15 protein-coding genes and 1 riboswitch are annotated in these 15653 nt (G+C 49.9%); of the genes, 1 reads left to right on the top strand and 14 read right to left on the bottom strand.

Annotated features, from left to right (window positions below; genetic code table 11):
- Positions 1–163: 163 nt before the first annotated feature.
- The 14 genes from DXC57_RS06530 to DXC57_RS06460 all read right to left on the bottom strand — a co-directional run bounded on the left by DXC57_RS06530 (position 164) and on the right by DXC57_RS06460 (position 15070).
- Positions 164–1528 carry a sigma-54 dependent transcriptional regulator gene (locus DXC57_RS06530; protein WP_107000771.1) on the bottom strand — a complete coding sequence of 455 codons (1365 nt, stop codon included), beginning with the start codon at positions 1526–1528 and terminating at the stop codon, positions 164–166.
- A gap of 75 nt (positions 1529–1603) precedes the next feature.
- A complete protein-coding gene (locus DXC57_RS06525) occupies positions 1604–2920 on the bottom strand; it encodes a HAMP domain-containing sensor histidine kinase (RefSeq protein ID WP_118651657.1) in 1317 nt (438 codons plus the stop codon).
- Between the two features lie 61 nt (positions 2921–2981).
- A complete protein-coding gene (locus DXC57_RS06520) occupies positions 2982–4409 on the bottom strand; it encodes a sodium:solute symporter family protein (protein WP_118651655.1) in 1428 nt (475 codons plus the stop codon).
- A gap of 2 nt (positions 4410–4411) precedes the next feature.
- Positions 4412–5443, bottom strand: a complete 1032-nt coding sequence (gene truA, locus DXC57_RS06515) for a tRNA pseudouridine(38-40) synthase TruA (RefSeq protein ID WP_118651653.1) — start codon at positions 5441–5443, stop codon at positions 4412–4414.
- Between the two features lie 97 nt (positions 5444–5540).
- The gene (locus DXC57_RS06510; protein WP_022359386.1) at positions 5541–6341 is read right to left on the bottom strand and encodes an energy-coupling factor transporter transmembrane component T; all 801 of its coding nucleotides are present in this window, start codon (positions 6339–6341) and stop codon (positions 5541–5543) included.
- Positions 6338–7201: an energy-coupling factor transporter ATPase gene (locus tag DXC57_RS06505; protein ID WP_118651651.1), complete on the bottom strand. Its 864-nt coding sequence runs from the start codon at positions 7199–7201 to the stop codon at positions 6338–6340. Before DXC57_RS06505 ends, DXC57_RS06510 begins: the two co-directional genes overlap by 4 nt.
- 2 nt (positions 7202–7203) lie before the next feature.
- Positions 7204–8064: an energy-coupling factor transporter ATPase gene (locus DXC57_RS06500; RefSeq protein ID WP_117796579.1), complete on the bottom strand. Its 861-nt coding sequence runs from the start codon at positions 8062–8064 to the stop codon at positions 7204–7206.
- 149 nt (positions 8065–8213) lie between these two features.
- The gene (locus DXC57_RS06495; protein ID WP_118651649.1) at positions 8214–9209 is read right to left on the bottom strand and encodes a peptidylprolyl isomerase; all 996 of its coding nucleotides are present in this window, start codon (positions 9207–9209) and stop codon (positions 8214–8216) included.
- A gap of 215 nt (positions 9210–9424) precedes the next feature.
- Positions 9425–10081, bottom strand: coding sequence for a Maf family protein (locus DXC57_RS06490; RefSeq protein ID WP_118651647.1), 657 nt, complete (start codon positions 10079–10081; stop codon positions 9425–9427).
- A gap of 99 nt (positions 10082–10180) precedes the next feature.
- Positions 10181–10642, bottom strand: a complete 462-nt coding sequence (locus tag DXC57_RS06485; RefSeq protein ID WP_117796491.1) for a divergent PAP2 family protein — start codon at positions 10640–10642, stop codon at positions 10181–10183.
- A gap of 77 nt (positions 10643–10719) precedes the next feature.
- Positions 10720–12165, bottom strand: a complete 1446-nt coding sequence (gene glgA / locus DXC57_RS06480) for a glycogen synthase GlgA (RefSeq protein ID WP_022358456.1) — start codon at positions 12163–12165, stop codon at positions 10720–10722.
- A 387-nt stretch (positions 12166–12552) separates the two neighbouring features.
- The gene (locus tag DXC57_RS06475; RefSeq protein WP_117796493.1) at positions 12553–13221 is read right to left on the bottom strand and encodes a hydrolase; all 669 of its coding nucleotides are present in this window, start codon (positions 13219–13221) and stop codon (positions 12553–12555) included.
- 207 nt (positions 13222–13428) lie between these two features.
- Positions 13429–14235 (bottom strand): sporulation transcription factor Spo0A, encoded by an 807-nt coding sequence (gene spo0A, locus DXC57_RS06470; RefSeq protein WP_117796494.1) that lies wholly within the window; start codon positions 14233–14235, stop codon positions 13429–13431.
- Between the two features lie 428 nt (positions 14236–14663).
- A riboswitch (cyclic di-GMP riboswitch) is annotated at positions 14664–14739 on the bottom strand.
- A 214-nt stretch (positions 14740–14953) separates the two neighbouring features.
- Positions 14954–15070, bottom strand: a complete 117-nt coding sequence (locus tag DXC57_RS06460; protein WP_243101335.1) for a SpoIVB peptidase S55 domain-containing protein — start codon at positions 15068–15070, stop codon at positions 14954–14956.
- A gap of 94 nt (positions 15071–15164) precedes the next feature.
- Here DXC57_RS06460 and DXC57_RS06455 point away from each other — a divergent pair, with 94 nt between their 5' ends.
- Positions 15165–15527, top strand: coding sequence for a winged helix-turn-helix domain-containing protein (locus DXC57_RS06455; protein WP_182457230.1), 363 nt, complete (start codon positions 15165–15167; stop codon positions 15525–15527).
- Positions 15528–15653 lie beyond the last annotated feature (126 nt).

Raw genomic sequence — 15653 nt, 5'->3', positions numbered from 1 at the left:
TAAAATAATTTAATTTATATACAAAAATCGTGCAAAAACGCACGTTTTAGGCGTGCGTTTTTGCACGATGTGATTTTTTGCACCTTTTTACCATTCATTCCTGCACCCGGTTTACCAGACAACCGTTTTCGTCCTTCCTCCTGATACAGTTTTTCTGCTTTTTCTACTTCTCCCCGTCTTCCCGCTCCATCTTCCGTTTCATCGAGAACCGGGTGACACCGAGCAGCGCCGCCGCCCGCGTCAGGTTATTGCCGGAAAGTTTCAACGCCTCCGACATATATCGTTTCTCCAGCGCCGCGACCTCCTGCTCGAGGTCGATCGGTCCTTTTTTCAGATCTTTCAGATAGATGCAGTCCCCGCTCTCCGGCCTTGCCTCCCGCTCGACCGGCGCCAGCTCCACGTGTTTTTCCAGGATATTTCCCTGGCTGAAGAGAAAACAGCGCTCAAAAATATTTTTAAGCTCCCTGACATTGCCCTTCCAGTCATACAAGAGCAGCTCCCGCATGAAATCCGGATCCACTTTTTCGATATTGCGGGCAAAGGCTTTATTATAATAGTCAAGGTAATAGTCACAGAGCACCGGGATATCCTCGCGCCGGTCACGAAGCGGCGGAATCTCGATCTGCATAACATTCAGCCGGTAGAACAGATCCTCCCGGAATTGCCCCGCCTTGATCGCCTCCTCGAGATTTCTGTTCGTCGCCGCAATGATCCGAACATCAACCGCCGTGTCCTCCAGCGCGCCGATCCGCTTAAATTTCCGGTCATCCAGGAAGGTCAGAAGTTTCGTCTGCATCGCCATCGGCAATTCGCCGATCTCGTCCAAAAAGACCGTACCGCCGTCCGCCAGCTCAATCAAGCCCTTTTTCGTCTTGAGCGCCCCCGCAAACGCGCCGCGCTCGTAGCCAAAGAGCTCGCTCTCCATCAGATTTTCCGGAATCGCACCGCAGTTAATGCGTACCATCAGGTTATCCTTGCGGGCGCTGTTCGCATGAATCTGCCGCGCCACAACTTCCTTGCCCGTTCCCGTCTCCCCGCGCAGGAGTACATTGACCGACAAATTTTCCCCAAGCACCTGAATAAGGTGCCGGATCCGGGCGGCTGCCTCACTGACACCTAAAAACTGCGGCACATCGCCTTTCAGGAAGACGAGTGAATCCCGGTTGCGCTTCTGCTCCAGACACCGCTTGATCAGCATATCGATCTCATCCACATCAAACGGCTTTAAAATATAATCATATGCGCCGCGCTTCGTCGCCTCAACCGCCTGGGAGACGGAACCGTACGCCGTCATCATGATGACCTGCAGTTCCTCATCTGCATTTTTGAAATTGACAATCTCATCCATCCCGACACTGTTTTCGAGGAGATTGTCGAGAAGGAGCACCCCCGGATGATATTTCCTGACAAACTCCAGCCCTTCCTCGACGGTTGCGGCTGAATAGGCGTCATACCCCCTGTCTTTCAGTCCTTCCTCCAGTGTATAGCGAATCAGAAATTCATCGTCCACAATCAAAATTCGATCCATGTGCATCCTCCTCCCTGTTTCATAACATTATACCCTAAATACTAAATTCGTGAAATACCTCATTAAATGGTCACACTATACCATTTTCCCCGGAAATCTTAAAACCACGTCTGTCCCTACCCCCGGCTTGCTCACGATCTCCATCGTTCCTCCATTTGACTCCACCAGGCGGCTCACGATTGAGAGCCCAAGCCCGGTTCCGTTGATGCTCTTTGTATAAAATGGTTCCAGCGCCTTGGAGACTTCTTCCTCCGTCATGCCTTTTCCGTTGTCCCGCACCGTCACAAGCACTTCTTTCTCCTGCGCGGCTGCCATGAGCTTGATCTGTCCCTCGCGGTCCGGTACCAGCGCCTTCAGGCTGTTGCTGATCAGGTTGTGGATGATCTGACGGAACTCATTTTCATTGAGACTCGCCCTCAGTCCCTCTTCTGCCTCCACCAAAAGCGATGCGCGGCGGCTGTCCGGTCCTTTCGCATAGATCATTCCGATCTCCTTTAAAACACCGGTCACAGAAACCTCCGTTTTCAGTGATTCACGCCGGATTGACAAAGTCAGAAGATTCATGATCAGCGCCGTGACGCGGTCGATCTCATGGATCATGCTGTCACAGAGCATCTTATCGCCGTCCTTGACTGCCCTGCCCTTTAAAAGCTGAATACCGGAGCGGATGCCCGCGATCGGGTTCTTGATCTCATGCGCCAGCGTCGCTGCCATCCGGCTGGTATATTCCATTTTCGTGTAATTATCCATGTTTTTGAGCAGCCCCTCAAAGGTAACCGCCAGCTGCCCGATCTCGTCGTGGCGGCTGACCGCCTCAAACCGGTATTTCTGATAACTGCCCTTGTTTTCCTCGATTTCTTTACAGGTATGGCTCATCCGGCGGATGGGGCGCGTGATACTGTGGGAAATGAAAATACTTGCCTGGCAGATGAGAATCAGCGCCGCGATCGCGCCGACTACCAGATAGCTCTGCTGCTCTAAGATGCGGTCCCCGAATATTCTCTCATTTATCCGGTACTCCAGCCGCCAGCCAAATGGATTTTCCCCCTCGCTGACTGCCAGCACCGATGTATTTTTCCAACGGCTTCCGGCCGTGATCTCCTCACCGTCACGGTTCAGAATCCGGATCCGCCCGCGCTCAAAATTCCGGTATTTTTCCGCGATCTCCTCCTCCGGCAGACGCTTTTCCAGGAAGTGCAAATCGCGGTTTACATCCTCAAACAGCGTATCAGCCAGCTCAAGCTCACTGTTTTTCTGCATCGTGTAGCCATTATAATAGGAAATCATACTGAAACTGCCGATTACCAGGATTCCGACCAGCACAAATGGAACCATGACCTCATTTTCAATTTGTAAAAACCAATTTGAAAGACGTTTCAGCCATTTATTCATCGCTCGTTTTCGCCTCCTTCTCGCTGTTGTCTGCCACCTTCATGTTTCCAAATGCCCGCCTTTAGCAAGCACGTTTTTTCCATATACTCTCCAGCACCGGGACAAGGACAAAAACCAGGGTCGAACACAGCGTCACCGGAAATCCCCAGTAAACCGGCAGCTCACGCGGCTGAAGCAGCACCGTCCCGGCTACCCCTGTCACAAATGCCGCCCATGCGCCCGTCCTCGTCGCCCGCTTATAATAAAGCGTACCGTAGAGAAGCGGTGTCAGAATTGCTGAAAACAATCCCCAGATATCCGCGCCGAAAAACAGGCTGTTGGACGGTGGATTTAAGGAGAGCAGAAGCGCCAGTGTTCCGCCAAGAAAGATAAAGAGCTGCGTCAGCCCCAGGATGTGGTCCTCTGTTTTCTTCCATTTTCCATACTGCGCCACCACATCGTAGGACATCATCGAGCCAATCAGAAGCAGCTGCGAGTTCGCCGTCGACATGCACGCGCCGATCACGCTGATCAGGAAAAATCCGCTGAACCGCGAGCGGATCAAATAATTAATCGCGTAGACAAAAATATCGTCTGAACCGAAGTAAGAGGGCAGATAAGGAAACAGAATCCGAAGTCCCAGACCGATCTGGGTCAGGCAGAAATAAAAAAATGTCAAGAACACCAGCGAACAGATCAGGACTTTCCGCGCCGTCTCACAGCTCTTTGCCGCCACAATCCGGATCAGATACTGAGGATTCGTTGCCAGCCCCATACCCCAGCCAAAAAACATCGTGAGATACATGGTAAGGCTGTAATCCTTCATCAGATTTCCAAAACTGCCCGTCCCGCTGCCAGCCGCATTTCGGTTAAACACCTCCGCGTTCGTCAGAAATCCGCTTCCCTCTATTCCTCCGACCACGACAAAATAGACAACCACTATGCTGATCGTGAGCATGATGAGGTTGCCGCCGTCCGTCTTGGTAACCGAATTGAATCCTCCAAAGGTAGAATACAGAATAAACAGATAAACCAGAAAAATTGCAACTTTATAATCAATATTTAAGAGCGTCGCCGCCGCGATTCCAAATCCCTTGATCTGGATCACCAGATAAAAAACGTAACCGCTCGAGAGCAGCAGGGCACAGCAGGTCCGCAGGAGGCGGGAATGGTAGCGATCCCCGATGAACTGCGGGATCGTGAGCAGGTCGCAGTCATAGATACGCCCGCTGATAAGACACAAGAGCCCCGCGCCGATGAACCACGGGATAACTGTCACGGCGATCACTGAGGTTCCATTTTCAAAAACATTGCCCGTATATCCCAGAATGGTCGCAGCGGACACCCAGGTTCCGACGAAGGTGCAAAACAGCCGCCAGAACCCGCATTTCCGTTCTCCGATAAAAAATTTTCCAATCGAATCGCTCTCACCGAACGATGATTTTCCTATGATCAGGATAATCAGCGAATAGACGCTGAAACAGACCAGATAATCAAATGTTCTACTCATACTTACTGATGTTCACCCTCGTAGATGGCTTCCAGCCAGCCTTCTTCCACCTCCGGCTGCCGTCTCAGCCGGTAATATCCGTAGATGCTCCCCTCTTCTCCAAACGTATCCCGCACAAATACCTGTTTCGCACCATTTCGGTATGCCTGATGGATCACGCGACGGAGCACACCGTCAAGCTCTTCCGGCTCACAGCGCTCGATCGTGAGGTATGAAAGCCCCTTCTCCGGGACATTTCTCTGATCGAGCACATAGTGCCAGTGCTTATTTTCGCCCTCCAGGTACGGTGCCAGCTCTTTTTCGTACTCCAGACTTACGAGCGTCAGCCCGCGCGCCGGGATCGTAGGACCTGCTGCCGCCCGGTTTTTCTCCTCCAGAATCTCCTCCATCTTCTCCGGCGGGTAAACGCCCATACCGATCTTAACCAGCGTCCCGGCGATGATCCGGACCATGTTGTAGAGGAAACCGCTGCCGCTGATGCGGATCGTAATCAGGTCGTCCGACTTCGTCACGGTCAGGCTGTAGATCGTCCGCACCGTCTCCTCCGCCTGCGTCCGCACCGTACAGAAACTCTTGAAATCGTGCTCGCCGATGAGATAGGATGCCGCCTTCTGCATTTTCTCTAAATCCAGATTGAAATAGCAGAAATGGCTGTATAAGCGCTGCAGCGGCATATCGATCTTGCGGTTCAAAATCTTGTATTCATACGTTTTCACGCAGTTTGCCTTGCGTGGATGGAAGGTAAGCGGCACCTCCTCCGACGCCTGGATCCGCACATCATCCGGCAGGCGCTGGTTGAGCGCAAAGCAGATCTTATCACCCGGAATCCGGCTCTCGGTATCGAAAACAGCCACATTTCCCATCGCATGGACACCCGAATCCGTCCGGCTCGCCCCGATAACCTGGATATCCTCTTTTAAAAGAGAAGAAAGCGCCTTGTTTAACACTTCCTCGATCGTGACTCCGTTGGGCTGCAGCTGCCATCCGCAGTAGGCGGTTCCATCGTAGGAGACCACCAGTTTAATTCGTCTCATGGTATCTATCCTCTAACTTCTAAACTTTTAAACTATCTTTTTCAAATGTGCCTTTTGAATAAAGAATGCGCCCTGGCACATTCAAGCAATCATTCTTTTAAAATAAAATTCGAAGCGCGATCACGATTCCTAAATAAACCAGAAGGATCAGGTAAGTAACCCTGTCTCTTGCCTCATAATGCAGCGGTTTCATCTTCGTGCGCCCACTTCCGCCCCGGTAGCAGCGCGCCTCCATCGCCATCGCCAGATCCGTCGCGCGGCGGAACGCCGATACGAAAAGCGGTACCAGAATCGGGATCATGCTCTTTGCCCGCTGTACGAGATTGCCAGATTCAAAATCAGCGCCTCTCGCCATCTGTGCCTTCATGATCTTATCCGTCTCCTCAATCAGGATCGGGATAAAGCGCAGCGCGATCGACATCATCATCGAGATCTCATGCACCGGCACATGAAGACGGTTCAAGCATCCCAGACTCCGCTCCAAGCCGTCCGTGAGCTGGTTCGGGGTCGTCGTCAGCGTCATGACAGAGGAACCAATCACCAGATACATCAGGCGCAGACCCATGAAAACTGCCAGTCGCAAGCCCTCATGCGTCACTTTTAAGAACCCTATCTGGAAAATCACCCGTCCATTTGTCAGAAACAGGTTAAAGCTGATACTGATAAGTAACAGGAACACGATCGCCTTGAGTCCCCGCACGATAAATTTAAATGGTACGCGTGAGGCGCGAACCGCCATCGCCAGAAATACGGTCGCTACCGCATAGCAGAGCAGGTTATCCGCGAAAAATAATGAAATAATGTAGATCAGCGTTCCAAACAGCTTGGTACGCGGATCCAGCCGGTGAACCACTGATTCGACCGGATAATACTGTCCGATTGTGATATCCCGTATCATTGTTTCTCCCTCCGCTTGTTATACAGCGCCAGAATCGCCTCCCGCGCCTCTTCTACCGTCGTGATCGCGTCGTCGATCGGAATCCCGCGCTCCCGAAGTCCCTGCACCACATAAGTGATCTGCGGCGCGGCAAGACCGATCGCCTCTAACTCCTTGTAATGGCGGAATACCTCCTTCGGCGTATCGTCAAACATCTTCACGCCGTCGTTCATGACCATGATGCGGTCCACGTAGCGCGCCATGTCCTCCATGCTGTGGGAAACCACCAAAATCGTCAGCCCGTGCTCCCGGTTCAGGCGCTCAATCTGACCTAAAATCTCATCGCGCCCCTGCGGATCGAGTCCCGCCGTCGGCTCGTCGAGGATCATCATCTCCGGACGCATCGCCAGTACACCCGCGATCGCAACGCGGCGTTTCTGTCCGCCGGAAAGTTCAAACGGGGACTGCTTATAAAATTTTTCATCCATGCCGACCAGCTTTAAGGCATGGCGGGCACGTTTTTCCACCTCTTCCTGCGGAAGCCCCAGATTTTTCGGTCCGAAACAGACGTCTGTAAAAATATCTGCCTCAAAGAGCTGGTACTCCGGATACTGGAACACCAGCCCCACTTTACTCCGCAGATCCTTTAATTTATAACCCTGGCTGTAAATGCTGACACCCTGATACTTAATATCGCCGCTGGTCGGCTTGATCAGACCGTTTAAATGCTGGATCAGGGTCGATTTTCCCGATCCGGTATGACCAATCAGACCGACAAATTCGCCGTCCTGAATCTCAAAACTCACGTGCTTTAATGCCTGGCGCTCTAACGCCGTGCCCTCGCCGTAGGTGTAGCACAAATCTTCTACCTGTATTGCCATCTCTATTCCTCTTTCAAAAGCGGTACCAGTGCGTCCAGAAGCTCCGATTTACGAAGGATTCCATCTGGAAGCGGAATTCCCTTTTTCTTAAGCTCCCACGCAAGCTCCGTCACCTGCGGCACATCCATCCGGTATTGTTTTAGTTCCTCCACGCGGGAGAAAATCTCCTTCGGCGTGCCGTCCATCACGATATGACCGTCATCCATGACGATCACGCGGTCTGCATCGACCACCTCTTCCATATAATGGGTGATCAGCACCATCGTGATTCCTTCCGCCCGGTTTAACTCATGGACGGTGCGGATAACCTCCTTGCGTCCGTTCGGATCGAGCATCGCCGTCGGCTCATCGAGCACGATACATTCTGGTTTCATCGCCATGACGCCTGCGATCGCCACACGCTGCTTCTGTCCGCCGGACAGATGGTTCGGGGACTGCTTGCGGTACATCGTCATCCCGACTGCCTTTAAGCTCTCATCCACTCGCTTCCAGATCTCCTCGGTCGGAACTCCGATATTTTCCGGACCGAATCCGACGTCCTCTTCCACTATATTCCCTATGATCTGGTTATCCGGGTTCTGAAAGACCATGCCCGCATTTTTGCGGATATCCCACAGATGCGCCTCGTCCCTTGTATCCATCTCCGATACAAAAAGCGTACCGTCGGTCGGGCTCAAAATGCCATTGATCTGCTTGGCAAATGTGGACTTGCCGGAACCATTGTGTCCCAGGATCGCCACAAAGCTGCCTTTCTCAATCTCCAGATTCACATGATCCAGGGCGCGCTTTACTTCCTCTACCTGCCCCTCTTCATCGCGTCTTATATAATCAAATACAAGATTGACCGCTTTTATGATATTCATGTATTTTTCCTCCACAGTATGTCCGCCTGACCGGACATTACCGTTCATTGTAGAAGAATTTTCCCCGGTAGTCAAGCGGTTGTTCCGAATTGTTATCCTTTTTTAAAAATAAGTTTACTTTTTGTTTGCCCGCCCCAGGTACAGACTACCTATTTGATCGCATATTCCGCGTAAATCTCAAAGAAATCCGCGTCATTTTTCTCGAACTCCGAGGTCAGATCCAGACTGTCCCAGAGCCCGCTGCTGTAAGAAACGGAGATCGTATTGCTGAACCGATCGTAGATCTCCTGAAAGGCGCGTTTTTTCCGCTCCTCGTAGATGCGCTCCTTGCGCGCCGCCGTCTCGTCCTCGTCGTAATCGTCCGTACATTTGAGCACATAGTACGCGTCGTCCGCATGGATCACCTGGCTGACTGCGCCCTCGGCAAGGGAAAATGCCTCTTTCTCATAGGCATCCGACTCATCGCCGCGCCCCAGCACCCGGTCACTCACCGTCAGCCCCGCCTCCTCGGCACAGGACTGGAAATCGGCATCTTCCTGCGATGCAGCCCGCTGGAAGGCGTCTGCCTCGCTCTCATCCGATGTCTTTATCTGACTGACATGGATCACCTTTGCCTCACTGTCGCTGACCTCCAGCGCCACATTGTCCGTGAGCCGTCCCGCCAGCTTCTCCGCCAGACCATAATCCTCATAGATATGCTGGACATCCGCCTCCGTCACGCCCATCGAGTCAATCGCCGACTGCGGCAGACGCCCAAAATACTCGGCTGCTGCCCGGTCCATCGCCGCCCGCTCCTCTGAAGTCAGGGAAATCCCCCGGTCGGCTGCCAGCAGGTTCATGATTTTCAGCTCATCCATAAACGAACGGATCTGTTTTTTTAGATACGTTTCAAAATCATCGCCCTTTTCTCCAACTGAAACGCCCCAGATCTGATCCGTACAGACCTCCTCATAGCGTTTTTTCTCCGTCATGGCGATCACCATCACTTCCGCGCGGGAATAACCCTTTTCATTCTTCTTTCCCACCACGATCGTGCTGCCGTCCGAGCCGCATCCAGTCAAAAGCCCCAGGCTGAGCGCCAGCCCCGCAAGCAGGGCACACGCCGCCCGATGGATATGGTTTGTCTTCCTTTTCTGTTTCTGCATGGATACTCCCTTTCTCCTGCATATTTTAGCAATTCCTGTCACATATTCTCTCTGAGCGGCTGATTTATTACTGTTCACACATATGACCAACAGCGCTGCGTTCTGTCAATCCTTCCACTCTGGTTCACGGTCTGCCACCACGTTTTCTTACGGCACTTTCGGTTCCAAAAGTGCCTACCCGTGAACAGTAACTTTCTTTCCATCAGCCATCCACCTCAGGCCGTATGCTTGAGCAGATCCTCTATCTTCTCCGGGCAGATCCGCTTCAATTCCTGATAGAGTTTTCCGACCGGCAGCCCCATCACATTCGTGTAAGAACCGTCGATTCCGCGGATATGCGCGGCAAAGCTTCCCTGAATGCCGTATGCGCCCGCCTTGTCCATCGACTCGCCGCAGTCTACATACGCCTCGATCTCCACATCGCTCATCGGATATACATCCACCCGCGTCTCAACCGCAAAGCAGCTCTCCCGATCCTCAGTCAGGATCGCCACGCCCGTGTATACACGGTGGCTGCGCCCCTGGATCCGTCCGATCATCTCAAGCGCCTCATCTCGATCCGCCGGTTTTCCTAAAATCTCGTCATCCACACTGACAACGGTATCGGAACCAATGATAATCCCGGAAAATGGGATTCCCGTCGTCCGTGCCTCCTCACGCACCTGCGCCATCACATCGCGCGCCTTCTGTCCCGCCAGTTCCATCACAACCTGCGCCGGTTCCGTACAGATCGGATTTTCCTCCAAAGTGCTCGGATGAATCTCCGGTTTCAGCCCAATCCGCTCCAAAAGCTCCCTGCGGCGCGGAGACGCACTCGCCAGAATTAACCGGCAGGCAGGTTTGGTATTTTCTATGTCTCTTCTCTGTTCCATTGTTCTGTTCTCATTTCCTCAGTTTCATTTAACGCTTAGATACACGTTATCCCTATATTTATACCATCTATCAGCCAAAATGAAAAGATCCGATGTTCGTTATATGAACATCGGATCGAGAATAAATGCAATCAAAATGCCTAAAATCGCGCCTGCTGCTACCTGTATCGGCGTATGCCCCACGTATTCCTTCAATTTTTCCTGTAATACCACGCCGTCCAGCTTGAGGAAATCATCGAAAAGCAGGCGGTTCAGAACTCTTGCCTGCTTTCCTGTCTCCTGCCGGACACCGATCGCGTCATACATAACAACCATCGCCAGAATAAAGCTGATGGAAAATTCAAAGCTTCCCACTCCGTACCGCAGCGCCGCCGCCGTTGCCAGCGAACATACAGTGGATGAGTGGGAACTCGGCATACCGCCGGATCCAATCAGACGCTCCGGGTTGAACGAATGGTTCAGCCCGATGTCCAGAATCGTCTTGAGCACCTGGGCGACCACCCACCCGGTCACGCCGGTCATCAGCGTCTGGTTTGATGTCAATTCCTGAAAAAAAGTCATGTTTCTCTCCTGTACTATCTTAATTCCTCTGTTTTCTTCCACACATATGCCACTGTCCTAAATCACTCGGTCCGTCATTAATATCCTATCAGCCAGTCATACAATTCCTGATATTTTCCAGCCGATGTCTGCCAGGAAAAATCAGCCGCCATGCCGCGGTCTACAATCTTGTTCCACTCGCGCTTCTTATTATAATAGATGTATTTTGCATAGCGGATGCAGTCGAGCATCTCATGTGCATTGTAGTTAGCAAATGAAAATCCTGTTCCGGTTCCATCGTATTCATTGTATGGCCATACAGTATCCTTGAGACCACCCGTCTCACGCACGATCGGCACGGTTCCGTAGCGAAGCGCCATGAGCTGGCTCAGCCCACATGGTTCAAACAGCGACGGCATCAGGAATGCGTCACAGGCTGCATATACCTTATGCGACATATCTTCCGAATAATAAATATTAGCGGAAACACGATCATTGTACTTCCAGTCATAGTGGCGGAACATATTTTCATACCGTTCATCTCCGGTTCCCAGCACAACCAGCTGTACATCTTCCGTACAGATCTCATCCATCACACACTGTACCAGGTCAAGTCCCTTCTGGTCGGTCAGACGGGAGACAATACCGATCATGAACTTTTTCTCGTCCTGCGCCAGTCCCAGCTCCGCCTGCAGCGCCTTTTTATTCTTGGATTTCTCCTTGCGGAATGTCTTTGCGTTATAATTTTGTACGATCCGTTTATCTGTCTCCGGATTAAATTCATCGTAATCGATACCATTTAAGATACCGCGCAGACTGTTGCTTCTCGCACGCATCAGACCGTCCAGTCCCTCGCCGTAGAACGGAGTCTTAATCTCCTCCGCGTAGGTGTTGCTGACCGTCGTGATCGCATCCGCGTATACGATGCCGCCTTTTAACATATTGCCGTCTTTGTAAGCTTCCAGCTTATCCGGTGTAAAATAGTAGTCCGGCAGCTCAGAGAAATGCTGGATTGTCTTCACATCCCACACACCCTGGAATTTCAGGTTGTGGATCGTCATGACGGACTTGATATCCCGGAAGAACTCGCCGCCGTGGAATTTGTCCTTGAGATGCACCGGGATAAGTCCCGTCTGCCAGTCGTGGCAGTGGATGACATCCGGCTTGAAGCCGATCACCGGCAGGGATGAGAGAGCCGCCTTGCAGAAGAAGGAAAACTTCTCCAGATCGTAATACCAGTCCCCATACGGGCGGTCACCCCAGAAATAACTCTCATTATCAATAAAATAGAAGGTCACGCCCTCATATTCATATTCCAGGATGCCCACATACCGGTTCTGTCCCAGATAATCCATATAAAAATGGTTCACATACTTCATTTCATTGCGGAATGACTCTTTGATGCACAGATACTTCGGGATCATGACACGCACATCAAAATACTGCTTATCAAAACATTTTGGAAGGGATCCGACAACGTCTGCCAAACCTCCTGTTTTGATAAATGGAACCGCCTCCGATGCAATAAACAGAATATTCTTCATAGCTACTACCTCCCAACCGTGCCCGCTCGCGATCTGGCACCCTATTAAAATTATTATACAATAGAATCAGGGAATTAGAAAGTAGGCGACAGAGAAAAAAATCGGGAAATATATGACAAATAGTTCCGATTTGCAGACTGTATTTTCTGAATTGGATATTTTGCATAGTACCGGATGAATTATAAATTTTACCGCATGAAAAAGAATGTGCCTTGGCACATTCTCGCGCCGAGCGCGGTCGCTTGCGACATGTTTCTGCTTCGCGCGAGTGCGCATCCTCGCGGAGCGTTTTTTTGTTTCATAGGACGCAATTTCCTATGAAACAAAAATAAAAGACGGAGCCGAAAAGAAAATTATGTTTTCTCTTCGGCCCCGGCTTTTGTATAATCAGGGATTGATCTCCCTGTATTTCTTCATCGTCCGCGCAAACAGCTCGCCGTTGGACGGCGGCGTGTACGTGATCGCATTGGCTCCTGCCTCGATCGTCTCCAAAATCGATTCATTAGTCGGTCCTCCGGTCGCGATAATGGCAACGTCCGGATACTCCTTCCGGATCTCGGCTACCATCGATGCGGTGGCGGCAGCGCCTGATACATTTAAAATATCGGCTCCCGCCTCCAGTTTGCGGCGGACATCCGTGTGAACCGAAGCAATCGTCGCAATGACCGGAATGTCAACCACCCGCTTGATCTCCGTGATGACCTCATCCGCGATCGGCGCATTGACCACTACACCGTAGGCTCCCTGATGTTCTGCCTGAAGCGCCAGACGGACGGAACGCTTTCCTCCGGTCAGACCGCCGCCGACCCCGACAAACACCGGCACATCCGAGATGCTGATGATCGACTGTGAGATAGCTGCCTGCGGAGTAAACGGATAAACTGCGATGATCGCATCCGCGTTGATATTTTTGATGATTGCCACATCCGTTGAGAAGGCGATCGATTTGATACGCTTTCCAAAGATGCGGATTCCTGAACATTCACTGATACAATACGGACACATAATCGTGTGATCCCGCAGGGTTCCATTGTACGCCGGTACTTTTTTTTTCATAGGCAATTCTCCGTTCTTTTAGCTGCTTTCCTGACCTCTCTGTCCAGCTGTTTTATACAGGGGCAGTTTTTCAGTCCTGCATCTTTTATTTCCCCTTTATCTTATCATACACACATTTACCCATGCAATCAGTCACTTTCATAAATGTGTTACAATCGTGTTAAAAAGGCTTACAGCACTTTCGGCTCCAAAAAGCACCGCACGATTTTATACATCCCGCTTATAATCCAGGCAAATCTTGTCAACAATCAATGCGATAAATTCCGAATTGGTCGGCTTTCCTTTCCCTGTGCTGACGGTATATCCAAATAGATCGTTGATCGTGTCCATCTTGCCGCGGCTCCATGCGACCTCAATCGCGTGGCGGATTGCCCGCTCGACACGGCTTGAAGTGGTCTGGCGCTTCTTGGCGATGGTCGGGTACAGGATTTTCGTCACAGAACCGAGCATTTCTTTATCACTGACTGACAAAATAATCGCATCCCGCAGGTACTGATATCCCTTAATATGAGCCGGAATCCCAATCTCATGCAGAATCTGCGTCACATCGCTCTCCAGATTCTGTCTTTCATATTCCGCCGACACCATATACGGCTCCACCTTCCGGTTGCCCGCCAGGGTCGAAGCGCGGTTCCTGTAATTCTTCAGGCGATGTACCTTGTCTAAAACCGCCTCCTTCGAAAATGGCTTTACTATGTAATAACAGGCGCCCATCCGAAAAGCATCCGCTGTCAGATTCTCGCTGCTCGCAGCTGTAATCATAACAAAGGAAGTGTCAGCTGAACAGTCTTGATTTGTCTTGATGCGCTCCATAACCGAAATTCCATCCATTCCCGGCATCACTACGTCCAGAAATACAATATCCGGCTTTGTCTTTACGATCATATTATAGGCATCGGTTCCGTTTTCCGCTTTTCCGACCACCTGAATCTCCTTATCACTTTCCAGTATATTTCCAAGCATATCCAATGCCTGACGATTATCCTCTGCGATCGCAATCTTCATTTCTGCCATAATATTCTCCTCCTCGGCACCTGTGATGATTAAAATAATTATAAATTCTTTTTTTAACAAGTTTCAACTCGTTTTGATCGCGCAGTTCGACACTCAACGCTCATTTTGTCTATCAATTCTTTTGATGCAAAATAAATTACACAAGATGCAAACTATATATAAGCATGTATTGTAGCTAACCGTATCTGTTAAGATTCCGCTATAAACCTTCTACCGCCCAGCCGCCATACGCCTATCTAACGATCCCTTATCACCACGTTTTACCGATTCCGGTCGAAAGACACACAAAATACACGCAATTAAAAAGCCTCCACGACCGGTTTCTGAACATGAAAATTCCATCTTTGCAGATCAAGTTTCGATAAATTCCTATAAAAAAACAGAGTTACGCCATAGCCATACAACTATAACATACTCTGTTATCGTGTTAATGCAACTGGCTGCCATTTTACAGGCCCTATAGCTTTGCGTCGCAGCTTTTCAACTGTTTTGCCAAATATGTAATTTGCTCTATTATATACGCTTTTTTTATATCCTGTCAATAAAGAGAGCAAAAACTTTGTACTTTGCATGTTACTGTTCACACACGTGTGCCCAGCAACAGGATTTTGCCGATGCTGCGTATTCAAAATCGGCAAAATCTGCTGCCAGAACTGTATCATATGGAATTTTCAGTCCAGAAAATTCCCACTTGTAAACAGTTACTTTGCATCCAGATTCAATGTCCCAGCATATTCTCCACCAGAATCCCATACCCTCGCGTCGAATCCTGAATAAAAACGTGCGTGACTGCTCCGATGAGTTTTCCGTTCTGGATGATGGGGCTGCCGCTCACGAGTGATTGTCATTATGGACAACAATAAAAAGTAATATAGCTTGTATTATTATTTTTGGATGATATAATTAAAAAATGTGAGGTGAATATGCATATGATGTCTTTGGAAAATGAAAAACGTTTATTACTCTTGTTAAGTTCTTATTATTTAAGAACAAATGTCACAAAAAATAATGTTTTGGATTATATTGAAGATAATCATTGGATGACCTTTGATCAACATGATTTAGAAACAAAACATAACCGGAACGAACTTGTATGGCGAAACGATCTTGCGTTTGTTAGAAAGCATTTAGCACAAGACGGTTTGTTTATATCAGGAATTCGTAACAACTGGTCTATTACAGAAAAAGGTATTATAGAACTAAAAAGCCTTGCAAACGAAGCTCTTAACGAACCCAATCTTCGTAAAATAACCTCTAACGCTATTAACAGTATTAACAATTTGCATTTTTAAAACACATCAAAGGGCGAGGAATCACCTCCCCTTTTGACGTCTTAATTTAATCCTGCTTTTGGGACTTACTATAAAAAAGAAGCACTCACATAAGGGACAAACATCCCGGATGAGTGCTTCTTTGTT

The organism is Clostridium sp. TF06-15AC (assembly GCF_003481165.1).
GTDB classification, from domain to species: domain Bacteria; phylum Bacillota; class Clostridia; order Lachnospirales; family Lachnospiraceae; genus Otoolea; species Otoolea fessa.
This window is presented reverse-complemented; position numbering and strand designations above follow the sequence as displayed.

Bases quoted from the DNA above. Each gene is read 5' to 3' on its own strand.
- DXC57_RS06530 (WP_107000771.1), bottom strand. From the start codon at position 1,528: ATGGATCGAATTTTGATTGTGGACGATGAATTTCTGATTCGCTATACA.
- DXC57_RS06525 (WP_118651657.1), bottom strand. From the start codon at position 2,920: ATGAATAAATGGCTGAAACGTCTTTCAAATTGGTTTTTACAAATTGAA.
- DXC57_RS06520 (WP_118651655.1), bottom strand. From the start codon at position 4,409: ATGAGTAGAACATTTGATTATCTGGTCTGTTTCAGCGTCTATTCGCTG.
- truA (WP_118651653.1), bottom strand. From the start codon at position 5,443: ATGAGACGAATTAAACTGGTGGTCTCCTACGATGGAACCGCCTACTGC.
- DXC57_RS06510 (WP_022359386.1), bottom strand. From the start codon at position 6,341: ATGATACGGGATATCACAATCGGACAGTATTATCCGGTCGAATCAGTG.
- DXC57_RS06505 (WP_118651651.1), bottom strand. From the start codon at position 7,201: ATGGCAATACAGGTAGAAGATTTGTGCTACACCTACGGCGAGGGCACG.
- DXC57_RS06500 (WP_117796579.1), bottom strand. From the start codon at position 8,064: ATGAATATCATAAAAGCGGTCAATCTTGTATTTGATTATATAAGACGC.
- DXC57_RS06495 (WP_118651649.1), bottom strand. From the start codon at position 9,209: ATGCAGAAACAGAAAAGGAAGACAAACCATATCCATCGGGCGGCGTGT.
- DXC57_RS06490 (WP_118651647.1), bottom strand. From the start codon at position 10,081: ATGGAACAGAGAAGAGACATAGAAAATACCAAACCTGCCTGCCGGTTA.
- DXC57_RS06485 (WP_117796491.1), bottom strand. From the start codon at position 10,642: ATGACTTTTTTTCAGGAATTGACATCAAACCAGACGCTGATGACCGGC.
- glgA (WP_022358456.1), bottom strand. From the start codon at position 12,165: ATGAAGAATATTCTGTTTATTGCATCGGAGGCGGTTCCATTTATCAAA.
- DXC57_RS06475 (WP_117796493.1), bottom strand. From the start codon at position 13,221: ATGAAAAAAAAAGTACCGGCGTACAATGGAACCCTGCGGGATCACACG.
- spo0A (WP_117796494.1), bottom strand. From the start codon at position 14,235: ATGGCAGAAATGAAGATTGCGATCGCAGAGGATAATCGTCAGGCATTG.
- DXC57_RS06455 (WP_182457230.1), top strand. From the start codon at position 15,165: ATGATGTCTTTGGAAAATGAAAAACGTTTATTACTCTTGTTAAGTTCT.